This window comes from Candidatus Alistipes pullistercoris, assembly GCF_027665465.1.
In the GTDB taxonomy this organism is placed as follows: domain Bacteria; phylum Bacteroidota; class Bacteroidia; order Bacteroidales; family Rikenellaceae; genus Alistipes_A; species Alistipes_A hominis.
The window spans coordinates 136,600-149,076 of the sequence record NZ_JAQDED010000004.1 but is presented as its reverse complement, the minus strand read 5'-3'; the positions used below and the strand labels follow the sequence as shown (position 1 = coordinate 149,076).

9 protein-coding genes and 1 pseudogene are annotated in these 12,477 nt (G+C 56.9%); 5 read left to right on the top strand and 5 right to left on the bottom strand.

Annotated features, from left to right (window positions below; genetic code table 11):
- Window position 1: 1 nt before the first annotated feature.
- The 5 genes and pseudogenes from mnmE to PGR91_RS07600 all read right to left on the bottom strand — a co-directional run bounded on the left by mnmE (window position 2) and on the right by PGR91_RS07600 (window position 5,419).
- Complete coding sequence (mnmE, locus tag PGR91_RS07620; RefSeq protein WP_118656151.1) at window positions 2–1,390, bottom strand: tRNA uridine-5-carboxymethylaminomethyl(34) synthesis GTPase MnmE; 1,389 nt, start codon at window positions 1,388–1,390, stop codon at window positions 2–4.
- Window positions 1,391–1,392: 2 nt separating this feature from the next.
- Window positions 1,393–2,685 carry a lytic transglycosylase domain-containing protein gene (locus PGR91_RS07615; RefSeq protein WP_101572903.1) on the bottom strand — a complete coding sequence of 431 codons (1,293 nt, stop codon included), beginning with the start codon at window positions 2,683–2,685 and terminating at the stop codon, window positions 1,393–1,395.
- Between the two features lie 62 nt (window positions 2,686–2,747).
- Window positions 2,748–3,458 (bottom strand): annotated as a pseudogene (locus PGR91_RS13590) (DUF5683 domain-containing protein); the annotation flags it as partial.
- A gap of 307 nt (window positions 3,459–3,765) precedes the next feature.
- A complete protein-coding gene (locus tag PGR91_RS07605) occupies window positions 3,766–4,644 on the bottom strand; it encodes a ParB/RepB/Spo0J family partition protein (RefSeq protein WP_055205063.1) in 879 nt (292 codons plus the stop codon).
- A 10-nt stretch (window positions 4,645–4,654) separates the two neighbouring features.
- Complete coding sequence (locus tag PGR91_RS07600; protein ID WP_055205062.1) at window positions 4,655–5,419, bottom strand: ParA family protein; 765 nt, start codon at window positions 5,417–5,419, stop codon at window positions 4,655–4,657.
- A 343-nt stretch (window positions 5,420–5,762) separates the two neighbouring features.
- Here PGR91_RS07600 and argF point away from each other — a divergent pair, with 343 nt between their 5' ends.
- From argF to PGR91_RS07575, 5 genes are read left to right on the top strand one after another with little or no spacing between them, the layout of a single operon-like run.
- Window positions 5,763–6,767, top strand: coding sequence for an ornithine carbamoyltransferase (argF, locus tag PGR91_RS07595; protein ID WP_055205161.1), 1,005 nt, complete (start codon window positions 5,763–5,765; stop codon window positions 6,765–6,767).
- A gap of 12 nt (window positions 6,768–6,779) precedes the next feature.
- Complete coding sequence (locus tag PGR91_RS07590; protein WP_101572905.1) at window positions 6,780–7,667, top strand: CPBP family intramembrane glutamic endopeptidase; 888 nt, start codon at window positions 6,780–6,782, stop codon at window positions 7,665–7,667.
- Window positions 7,668–7,712: 45 nt separating this feature from the next.
- On the top strand, window positions 7,713–8,579 hold the full coding sequence (locus PGR91_RS07585; RefSeq protein ID WP_228385793.1) for a hypothetical protein: 867 nt from the start codon (window positions 7,713–7,715) through the stop codon (window positions 8,577–8,579).
- A gap of 6 nt (window positions 8,580–8,585) precedes the next feature.
- Window positions 8,586–9,995 (top strand): peptidylprolyl isomerase, encoded by a 1,410-nt coding sequence (locus tag PGR91_RS07580; protein WP_101572907.1) that lies wholly within the window; start codon window positions 8,586–8,588, stop codon window positions 9,993–9,995.
- A gap of 10 nt (window positions 9,996–10,005) precedes the next feature.
- On the top strand, window positions 10,006–12,408 hold the full coding sequence (locus tag PGR91_RS07575; protein WP_257937094.1) for an OstA-like protein: 2,403 nt from the start codon (window positions 10,006–10,008) through the stop codon (window positions 12,406–12,408).
- Window positions 12,409–12,477: the final 69 nt, after the last annotated feature.

The window sequence follows — 12,477 nt, the reverse complement described above, 5'->3', positions numbered from 1 at the left end:
GTTATTTACCGATGCAAAACTTAGAAAAAATCGACCCGAGGATATCGTCCGTCGTTATTTCACCGGTAATCAAGCCTATACAATGTAAAACTTCTCTGATGTCTTGCGCCAGCAGGTCTCCGGCGAGTCCGGATTCGATGCCTTCACGAGCTCGTTGCAACGCTTCGCGCGCGCGGAGCAGGATTTCATGGTGCCGGCTGTTGAAAACCACGATCCGGTCGCCGTTTAGGGTCTCGGAATCGACGCTCCGTTTCAAAAAATCGGTCAGCTCGTCCAGGTTGATTTGCCGCTTGGCCGACAGGGGAAGGACAAGATGCGGGATTTTCGACGAGAGTCGTTCCCTTTTCTGCCGTAGCTCTTCGTCCGGCAGACAGTCGCACTTATTCAAAATCAGTGCGATACGCTGCCCCGCCTTGAAAGAGAGCGAAGCGTACTGCGCATAGATATCGTCCACGCTGTCGCGCGCGTCGGTCAGCAACAGAATTACCAACGCCCGGCCGATCCGGTCGAACGTACGTTCGATCCCCAGACTCTCGAGCGGATCGTCCGTACGGCGAATCCCGGCCGTATCGATAAACCGGAACGTCACGCCGTCGATGTTCAGCGTATCCTCGATCACGTCGCGCGTCGTGCCGGCGATATCCGAAACCAACGCTTTTTCTTCGCAAAGCAATGTATTCAGCAGGGTCGACTTCCCGACATTCGGAACCCCGACGATTGCAACGGGCACTCCGTTTTTCAATACGTTGCCGAGCCCGAACGAAGCGATCAGGCGATCCACCCGCTGCCCGACAGACGACAGCACGTCGAGCAACTGCGTGCGATCGGCGAATTCGACATCTTCCTCGCCGAAGTCGAGTTCGAGTTCGACCAGCGACACCAGTTCGAGCAACCGGCCGCGCAATTGCCCGAACTCGTCCGAATAACCGCCGCGCATCTGCTCGTAAGCCAGCGCATGGGCTGCCCGGTTGTCGGCCGCGATCATATCGGCCACCGCCTCGGCCTGCGAAAGGTCCATTTTACCGGCCAGGAATGCCCGCAGCGTAAATTCGCCGGGTTGGGCCGTCCGTACTCCGGACTCGACCAGCAACCGCATGACTTCGCGCTGAATATACGCCGACGCATGGCACGAAACTTCGATCATATCCTCGCCGGTATAGGAGTGCGGAGCGCGGAATACCGAAACCAGCACTTCGTCGACAACCGTTTCGCCGTCGCGGATCGTCCCGTAAAGGATCGTAAACCCCCGGGCATCAGCCAGCCGCCGGCCGCGTACCCCGCGGAAGATCCGGTCGCCGGCGGCAATGGCTCCGCCGCCGCTGACGCGGATCAGCGTAACGGCTCCCCCGACCCCGGAGGCAACGGCGGCTATCGTATCGTTCTCGATCATCGTCAGCGAATGATTTTCAGGGTTTGTCCGATTTTCAGATTACTGTTTTTCAATTGATTCCACTTCATCAATTGAGAAACCGTCACCTTATATTTATGCGCGATGGCTCCGAGCGTATCGCCTTTTTTGACCTTATAGGTCAACGGATCGGGGCCGGAATAACCGTCTCCGTTCGAACCGCCCTGTTGCGATGAAGCGGCGGACGCTGTCAGTCGTCCGTCCGAAACGGTATCGGCCGGCAACGTGTCGGCCTGCGCAAGACGCGCCTGCTCGCACTCGATAAAACGACAGACCTCCTGCTGCGGCAGCACCAGCGGATAACTTTTCACGGTAGCCGGAATGACATCCTGCTTATACTGCGGATTCAGCAACTTCACCAATTCGGACGGCAAGTTCAATTTTTCCGAAACGCGGTTCAAGTCGATCCGGCGGCTGACCATCACCGTATCGGTTGCCAACGGCAGCGGCGAAGCGAACGGGACGACCCCGTAATCGGAATGATAATAGTACAGATAGGCGAGCGCTACGAACGCGGGAACATAGTCGCGAGTCGCTTTCGGCAGGAAAGGATAAATGTCCCAGTAAGTCGAAGCGTTGGCCCCGGCCCGCTGCAACGCCTTATTCACATTGCCGGGGCCGTAATTATAGGAAGCCATCACGAGCGTCCAGTCGTGGTAGATATCGTAAAGATCCTTCATATAGCGACAGGCGGCGGCCGTCGCCTGCACCGGATCGCGCCGGGCGTCGACCATCGAAGATATCTCGAGTCCGTACTGCCGACCGGTTTGCAGCATGAACTGCCACAGGCCGACCGCTCCGCTCGGCGACGTGGCCGTCGGATTCAGCGCCGATTCGATCACCGCAACGAATTTCAGCTCCAGCGGCAGGCCGTTTTTGGCCAGTTCGTGCTCGATCATCGGGAAGTAGTACTTTCCGTAGCTGAGCATCCGGCGGGTCACCGATTTATGGGTCGTCGCGTAAGCCACAATATGTTTCTTAACGATGTCGTTATAAGGCAGGTAGATCGGCGAAACCATGTTTTTGAGCCGCGTCCGGCAAACGTTGTCGGTAACGGTCGACACCGCGGGCAGGTAGCGCGTGGTATCGAGTTCGATGTAGTCCCGCAGGTAGTCCCCGAACGTCTCGTTGATATTGTCCGTCCGCCAACTTGCGACGACCGAGTCGTAAACGGTCGGAGAACCGACGATGTTGAGCTGCTCCCTGGGATCCGCCTGGGTCTTGGCGAACAACGGGAGGAGCGTCAGGATCAGTAAGGCGGTCAGGGATTTCGGCATCAGAAACGAAGTTTAAAGGAGAGTCCGTAACCGTTCGAATTGCCGGTTCGCATCGTATAGAAATTCGTCACCGTCGGTTCGAGCGTCATCGACAGGTCGTCGCTGACGTCGTAATCCTTCATGTGGGCATCCACGTGAGCGTCGATGATGTTCAACAGGTAAAGTCCGGCGGTGATGATGATGCAAAGGTCGCGGTTGCGGCGGTAATTGTTTTTCAGCTTACGCAGGTAGTCGGCCGTATAACGACCGTTGAACTCGTCGGGTTTGCCGGCGGCAACCTGATCGTAGGCAAGCTTGAAACGCTCGTACCCGCGGTTGTTGAAATTGATCACGTAGCCCATCGTGGCGATACCGCCGAGGATGATCGGCATCTTCCAATAACTTTTATTGTAGATCTGGCCGGCGCCGGGACAAATCGTCGACAGCGTAGTCGCCTTTTTGACGCTATTGACCGGCCCTTTGTAGCAGATAGCCGCATCGCCGATAAAATAGAGATACGAACCGATGGCTCCGACGAACAGCAGCGTCCGCGCCGTATTGTGCCGGATCATCTGCGATTGGATCGGATCGGTCTCTTCCTGCGTGGCATTCTCGCGCTTCATCGCATCGTACTGACGTTTGAGACCCTTGTATTTACTGTTTTGCTGGAAAGCGAAATAAGCCGTCGTAGCGACCGTTCCGTACAGAATCGGAATTTTCCACGCCTGTTTGTTATAAAGCTGCCCGAACCCGGGTGCGATCGCCGAAATGGCGCAGACTCGCGAAATCGGCATGGTATCGCGGAACAGCCTGCTGTAACGCACCGTCACGGTATCCCGGGCCTCGCGCTCCAGCCGGCGACGTTCGCGGGCCGTAGTCGCGGTATCGATTTCGACGGGCGACGCCTCCCGCACGATCGAATCCCGCGCGACCGCGCTGCTGTCGGCTGCGGCCGGAGTCAACGACGTGCGGACGCCCCCCTCCACCTTGTACCGGACGCCCGGCTCCTGGGCCGAAACTCCGGACTGGGATACGATCAGCACCGTAGAAAGAACGATTGTCGCAACGCCCTTCCGCGTAAAATTTCCGAAAACGGCTATGTTACTTCTTAAATTCATTGAATTTGCCGATAAACGCCTCGATATCCGCATCCGATTCAAAACCGATAACGATCTTTCCCCCGCCTTTATTATTCTTTTTGATGCTGATTTCCTGCGTAAAAAACTTCTCCAGGTAATCGACCAGCCGGACGTAGCTCTCGGGGAACTCCTCGTCCGCATCGTCCCGGACGGGTTTTTCCTGCCGGATCTTCTGCACCTGCTCCTCGGCCTGACGCACCGACAACCCTTTCTTTACGATCTTTTTGAGCAGTGCGATCTGTTGTTGCGGGTCGTCGAGCCCGGCCAGCGCACGGGCATGTCCCATCGAGATCAGTTCTTCGCGCAGAGCCAACTGCACCTCGACCGGAAGTTTCAGCAACCGCATGTAATTGGCTACCGTCGAGCGTTTTTTACCGACGCGTTCCGCCAGCGAATCCTGCGTCAGCCGGCATTCGTCCACCAACCGTTGCAGGCTCAGCGCCACCTCGATCGCGTTCAAATCCTGACGCTGGATATTTTCCACGATGGCCATCTCCAGCAACGCCTGGTCGTCCACCTCGCGGATGTAGGCCGGAATCGTCGCCTGGTCGGCCAGTTGCGACGCCCTCCAGCGGCGTTCTCCGCTGACAATCATATATCTCCCATCTGCTTCCTTCTTGACCGTAATGGGCTGTATCACGCCCAGCGTCCGGATCGAATCGGCCAACTCGTCGAGCGCCTGCTCGTTGAAACGGGTGCGCGGCTGCTTCGGGTTCGGGACGATCCGTCCGATTTCGATCTCCTCGAACGCCGTTCCCTTCGTTTTCTCGGGCAGCGCCGAACCCTCTATTTCAAAAATTGCGCCCAAGCCCCGGCCCAGGCCCTTGTTTTTCGGATTCATCGTATATCGCTTAACTCTTGTTTTTCTTAATAAACTCCTTGGCGAGGTTCAGGTAATTGATACTGCCGGTCGACGAAGCGTCGTACAACAGCGCCGGCTTGCCGAAACTGGGCGCTTCGCTGAGCCGGATGTTGCGCTGGATGATCGTCCGGAAAGCCAGGTCGCCGAAATGCTCCCGCACTTCGCCGGCCACTTGGTTGGCCAGCCGCAGCCGCGAGTCGTACATCGTTAGCAGAAACCCTTCGATCTCCAGTCCCGGATTCAGCTTCGTTTTGGTCATCTTAATCGTATTCAGCAGTTTACCGAGCCCTTCCAGCGCGAAATACTCGCACTGTACGGGAATCAGCACGCTGTCCGAAGCGACCAGCGCGTTCAGCGTCACCAGCCCGAGCGACGGCGAACAGTCGATCAGGATAAAGTCGTACTGCGGTTTGAGCGGTTCCAGGATCGCCTTCAGCCTCCGCTGCCCGTCTTCGATCTCCAGCAGCTCGGTTTCGGCCCCGACCAGGTTGATGCTCGACGGCAGAACGTCCAGCTTCTTGACGTCCGGACATTTCAGGATAATCTCCGCCGGCTGCGCCTGTCCGGTGATGCAGTCGTAAATCCCCTTTCCGTTGATGTCGAGTCCCAGCCCCGAAGTCGCATTGGCCTGCGGATCGGCGTCTACGAGCAACACCTTTTTGCCCAGCACCGCCATGCTGGCCGCCAGATTGATGGCCGTGGTCGTCTTTCCTACCCCGCCCTTCTGATTGGCCAACGCCACGATTTTGCCCATATTTCTTTTGGTTTTAATAATTGTACATCCGCAACGGACGCCTTGCCGTGCGTCCGGAGCCGCATCCGGCCCCAAATCCGGTGCAAGATAGGCAAAATTTATCAAAATCGAGGCAACATCCGCCCGACCGGCGAACTTTTCGGACTGCCGGCCGACGACGGTCGCGGCGCCGGCATATCCTGCGGTACGACGGGTCGGACAACAGGAAACGGCGCGGGGAATAGGGATTTATAAATTTATGTTTTATCTTTGAAGCTGATTTGAACGGCCGCCCGGACACGGACGGCGGATGCCCGCAGGCCCGGAACCGGAGCCGGAGCATCGAAAAACTCACGGAATGGTTATGGTTGACTTAAGTAAAAGAAGTTTGTTGACGCTCCTCGACTTCACGCCGGGGGAGATCGGTTATCTGCTGGATCTGGCCGCACGGCTGAAAGCGGACAAGTACATCGGGAAAGAGAAAAAAACGCTCCAGGGCAAAAATATCGTGCTGCTGTTCGAGAAAGACTCTACGCGGACGCGCTGTTCGTTCGAAGTGGCGGCCTACGATCAGGGCGCACGGGTCACCTATCTGGGCCCCACCGGTTCGCAGATGGGTAAAAAAGAGTCGCTGAAAGACACGGCCCGCGTGCTGGGGCGCATCTACGACGGAATCGAATACCGCGGATACGGGCAGCACATCGTGCACACGCTGTCCGAATACTCGGGCGTTCCGGTATGGAACGGCCTGACCAATGAATTTCACCCGACGCAGGCGTTGGCCGACATGCTGACGATGCGCGAACATTCGCAGAAGCCGCTGTCCGAAATGAAACTGTGCTTTCTGGGCGACGCGCACAACAACGTGGCCAATTCGCTGATGATCGCGTCGGCGAAAATGGGTATGGATTTCAGAGCCATCTCCCCGGCGCAGTGCGCCCCGGACCCGGCGCTGGTGAAAACCTGCCGCGAACTGGCGCAAGCCTCGGGCGCCCGGATTACCGTGACGGACCGCATCGACGGCGTACGCGACTGCGACTTTGTCTACACGGACGTATGGGTGTCGATGGGCGAACCGGACGACATCTGGCGCGACCGCATCGAATTGCTGAGCCCGTACCAAGTCAACCGCGCCGTGATGGACGCCACGCAGAATCCGGAAGCGAAGTTCCTGCACTGCCTGCCCGCGTTCCACAACATGGAAACCACGGTCGGCAAGGATATTTTCGGCAAATTCGGCATCTCGGAAATGGAAGTGACCGAAGAGGTGTTCGAGTCCGACGCATCGGTCGTGTTCGACCAGGCCGAAAACCGCCTGCACACGATCAAAGCGGTCATGGTAGCCACGCTGGGCGACCAGGTTTATTAACCGGTCGGCCGGATGACAGAACGACCTATGAAGACCAATCCGCAGAAAGGGGCTTACCCGACCTGGAGCGACCTGCTCGCCATTCTGGGCATCTACCTCGTAGCGATGCTGGCGTTCAACCTGGGAGGCGGGTTGCTGCTCCGGTTCGGAATCGCGTCGCAGGGGCCGGTCGTAGCGCTCGTCTACGCGCTGACATTCCTCAGCACGATCTGCTATGCGCTGTTCGCCAAGCGGCTGCGCGTAGGGCCGGACGTAAAACTGCTCCGGTTCGGATTCCGGAAAACGGACCCGGCGCTGGTGCTATGGGGAGTGATTACCGTCCTCGCCACGACGCTGGTCATCGAACCGTTGCTGGAGCTCTTCCCAAGCCGGTGGCTCGAATGGCTCGGCGACCAGATGAAACTGGGCGGATGGATGATGCTTACGACCGTCGTCGTCGCGCCGATCCTCGAGGAGATCCTGTTCCGGGGCATCCTCCAGGAGTCGTTGACCCGCAAATACGGCCCCTGGCGCGGCATCCTGATCGCGTCGGCCATATTCGGCATCGTGCACGGCATCCCGCAGCAGGCCCTGAACGCCTTTTTCGTAGGCGCGATGATCGGATTCATCTACTACAAGACCCAATCGCTGATCCCCTGTATACTGATCCATGCGCTGAACAACGCCGTCTCCTATTTCGTCTGGATGCTCAGCGGCGAAAAGATCGTCTTCACGAAGGAGATGTTCGGGAGCGAACGGAGTTACCATGTGCTGTACGCCGCGGCCTGCGTCGTCCTGCTGCTGGCCGTCGCCGGCATCGTACGCACGCTCCGGCGGAATCGCAACGTGGAGGTTCCGGCGGCGGAAGCGTCCGAAAACGGGAAAGTTTTCGGGAAAAATGACAATATAAGTCCGCAATAACCGTTGTTTACCCGGAATCGTATATCTTTGTATCGCAGCAAACGAATGATGAAATTTGTCCCGAAAATATTATTGGTAGCGGTCTTGCTGACGGCCTACTCCTGCAAGCGTTTTCCGAATCCGTTTGCGGAGCACAACACCATTCTGGCCGAAGTGGAGAACAAAAAACTGTACCTGCACGACGTGAGCCCGATCTTCACGCCGAATATGACCTCCGAGGACAGCCTGAAAATACTGCGTTCCTACGTAGACCAATGGGTCAAAAAACAACTGAAAATCAAAGAAGCCGAGCGGATGCTCGAAGAGAGTCAGAAAGACATCGACCAGATGGTGCAGGAGTACCGCAATTCGCTGCTGACCCACAAGGTCGACCAGTTCTACGTGGACAAGAACATCGACACGCTTTTCACCGATACGCAGATTGCGGACTATTACAACCAGAACAAGGCCGATTTCATCCTAGACAAGACCCTAGTGAAGGCCCGGATCGTACGTATTCCGCGCAGTTACGACAAGAAAAAGACGATCGAAGAGCTGATGCTCACCCCGCGCGAGGAGGGCTATCAGGATCTGCTCGACCTGTGCGTCAAAAACAATTTCGAACTGACCGAACTGAACCAATGGACGGACTTCGCGGTGCTGCGGTCGTTGCTGCCGGTCGACAAGACTCAGGATTACGACTACCTACTCAACACGGCGAAAGTCAATGAGTTCGAAGCGAACGACTTCATATTTTACGTCCGGGTGCTGTCCGTTTGCAGGGCCGGGGAGTATGCGCCGCAGGAAAGCGTGCGGGAGGTCATCAAACGGGTCATTTTCAACAAACGAAAAGAGGAAATCATCCGCGCCCACGAGGACAGCCTGTACCGCGGGGCGCTGGACAACAAGGAAATAGTAGTAAATGTAAATTAAAATACGATGCGTGGATATCAATTGAAGATCGTTCTGGGCGGATTGCTCGCCTGCGCTTTGTGTAACCGGGCTGCGGCGCAGCAGCAGTTTACGGCGGACAAGGTGATCGCCGTGGTCGGGAATTCGATGGTGCTCTATTCCGACCTGGAAAGGCTGACCCAATCGCTGATCGATCAGCAGAAAGAGACGGGTTATACTTCCGGACGGGATCCGCGTTGCGAGGCGCTCGAACACTTGATCGTCCAGAAAGTGCTCTACAACCAGTCCCAGATCGACTCGATCAAGATCTATAACGAACGCATCATCGACCAGAAGGTGCAGGATCGCCTGAACGACGAAACCGAAAAGTTCGGATCGCTGGCCGCGCTCGAAATGTACTACCACAAGCCGATATTCGACATACGGGCGGATATGAAGAGAAGCGCCCAGGAAGACAGCTACGCCTACGAAATGGAGAATACGGTGAAGAACAAAGTCACCGTCACTCCGGGTGAAGTCGAAAAATATTTCAAACGACAGTCCAAGGACAGTATTCCGGTCATCCCGGAACAATACGTATACGCGCAGATCGTCCGTTATCCTTCCGCGGCGGAAAATGCCAAGATGCGGGCGCAGGAACGCCTGCTCGAACTGCGCGAGCGGATCCTGAAAGGGGACAAGTTCGACATGCTGGCGCGTATCTACTCCGAAGACCCGGGATCGGCGTCTCGGGGGGGCGACGTAGGTACGGTTACCAAAGACATGATGGTGGAGCCGTTCGCCAAGGCGATGTCGCAGCTCAAACCGGGACAAGTATCGGGAGTCGTGGAGACCGAATACGGATTCCACCTGATCCAGATGATCGACAAAACGGGTAGCCAGTACCACGTCCGCCACATCCTGATCAAGCCGCAGTACACCCAGAAAGATATGGAAGAACCTTACGACCTGTTGGACAGCGTCAGCAGGGAGATCAAGGCCGGCAACCTGACGTTCGAAAAAGCCGTGGAAAAATATTCGGAAGACCGCTTTTCCGCTAAAAACGGCGGGATCGTATCCAATCTGGAACAACTCGAATTCTACTACCGGGGAATGGTCGACCCGTCGGAAGCTTCGACGAAGTTCTACAAGGAAAACCTGAACCGGGAAGACCTGGAAGCACTGCAAACGCTGACCCCCGGCGAGGTGTCGAAACCTTTCGCCGCCGTCGACACGCACGGAAGCCTGCTGTGCAAGCTGGTCATGCTCAAGGAGGTCATCCCGACCCATTCGGCCAACCTGAACGAAGACTACAAGCAGATCGAGAAACTGACCCTCGCCCAGAAACAGCAGGAAGTTTTCGACAAGTGGCTCGCAAGCAAGATCGAGGGAATGTACATCCGGATCGACAAGGAATTCCACGACTGCGATTTCCAGCACAAAGAACTCCTTAAATAATTCGCTGCCGGTGATCCGAAGAAGTCGCATAGCCGCCGTGTTCGCGGTGCTGCTGCTGGCCTGCATAGCAGGCGTACGGGGGCAGGAAGTCACGACCGTGGACTTCCGGGCCGACGTGATGTCCAGCATCAAGATAGCCGACTCCACGGCGCTGTGCCTGGTCGGGCACGTCGTCTTTTTCCACAACGGGGCCGTCATTACCTGCGACAGCGCAATCCGGTACAGCGACCGCATGATGGACTGTTACCGCAACGTGGTCGTCAACAAGGACAGCACGTTCATCTACGGCGACAAGGCCGACTACAACGGGCTGCTGAACGAAGCGCGCATCTATTCCCCGCTGATCAAAATGGTGGACAAGGACGCTACGCTGTACACCTATAATTTTACGTTCAACACGCTGACCAACATCGGACGCTATTACGGCGGGGGAACCATGTCGCAGAAAGACAACCTAATGGAGTCCGACGAAGGGTATTACTACGCCGACAACCGCGAGCTGATCGGCGTACGGAACGTCGAAATGCAAAACCCGCAATATACGATCAGCTCCGATTCGGTAACGTATAACATGGACACCGAAATCGCGACTTTCGATACGCCGTCCTACATCTGGAACGACCAGGACGAATTTCTCACGGCCCGCCGGGGCAGCTACAATGCCAAGGAAGACCTTTATACGTTCACCGACAGCTCCTATATCATGACCAAAACCCAGGAACTGTGGGCCGACACAATCGTGTACCGGCAAACCGGACAGGACGCGGTATTGCGAAACAACATCCAGATCGCCGACCAGGAACAAAAAGCCATGGCTTTCGGCGATTACGGCCAATACTGGGGCGATAAAAAACAAGCCCTGCTGACCCGCGACCCATCGGTGCTTAGCTACGAGGAGGGTGAACAACCCGATACCGTTTTCATGCGCTCGGACAGCATCTTCATCTATACGCTGAACCGTTTCCGCAACGACTCTGTTCCGACGCAGAAAACAGCGGATTCGCTGGCAGCGGAAACTCCCGCGCCGTCCCCCGCCGCAGACAGCGCGGCGGTCCGTCCCGCGACGAACGGGCCGGGACGTCCGCCGATTCCGACGCTTCCGGACGGGCAAGCTCCGCCTCCTGCGTCTGCCCCCGCTCCGCCCCCGGTTCCGGCCGGAAACGACACGGAAACCCCGGCCGACTCCGCGCAACGGAACATCCCGGGCGAAACGGCCGACTCCCTGGCGCAATCGGAGCCCCCCGTACCGGACTCCGTATCGACGAGCGATTCCGTCCGAAAGGCGAAAAAACGGCCGGTAGACCCCAAAAAGCTCGAAAAAGAGAGACTCCGAAAGGAAAAGGAAGAAGCACGCACCGCAAAAATCAAAGCGAAGATCAAAGCCTCGCGAGAAAAAGCAGCGGCGATCGCCCGGGCCCAGCAGGAACAGGAATGGGCGCGGCAGCGCAAAGAGCTGGCCCGTCGGTTCCTCAAAGGCAAAGCCACCTCGGAAGATACGCTGGCCCTGCTGAAACTGGATTCGCTGCAACAGGTTTTCGCAGCGGACACGCTGGCGGCCTCCCCGGATTCGACCGTGCAGAAAACGCCGTCCCCCGCCCCTGCCGCGGACTCGGCGACGGTAAAAGCGGCCGCCGATTCGGCGGCAATCGTCGATCCGGCGGATTCGCTGGTAAGGATCGTCCGCGGATATTACAACGTGCGCATCTACCGCTCGGATTTCCAGGCCGTGTGCGACTCGATCGTGGGGTTCTCGATCGACTCGACGATCCACATGTACACCAATCCGGTGCTGTGGAACGGGGAAAACCAAATCACGGCCCAGACGGTCGATATCTTCACGAAAAACCAAACCATCGAAAAAGCGGTGTTCAAAGGGGAACCGCTGATGTGCTCGAGGGTCGATTCGACGCATTTCAACCAGGTGAAAGGCAAAGTGATCGAAACCTATTTCAACAATGGGGAGATCTTCAAAACCGATGTGAACGGAAACGGCCAAACCTACTACTACATGGAGGACGGAGACAGTACCGACCGGTACATCAGCGGATTCTTGGTCGCGGAATGCGCCGACATCACGTTCCGATTCACCGAGCGGCAGGTCAGCGAGATCGTCTACCGAGGCAACCCGTCCTATTCGATCTACCCGATGGATAAAATTCCGGAAACGCAGTCGCAGTTGATGAAAGGATTCAAATGGGAAATCGAGCGCAAGCCGACCAAAGAGCAGGTCTTCACCCGAACGATCCGTCCGTCGCAGCGCGCCCGTTACGAAACGTTGAGCAAACCGACCTATCCGATCACGGGACGCATCGACAAACAGCGTACGGAACTTCCGAAATCGGGTTGGATTGACCGGACGGACCGTTACCTGAGCCAGGAGGCTCTGGAATTCGTCCGCTCGCTGGGGAATTGATCTTTCGGACACGAAACGACATACGGACTCATATTTTAACCGCATATATTTTTTAACCTAAATCTGACT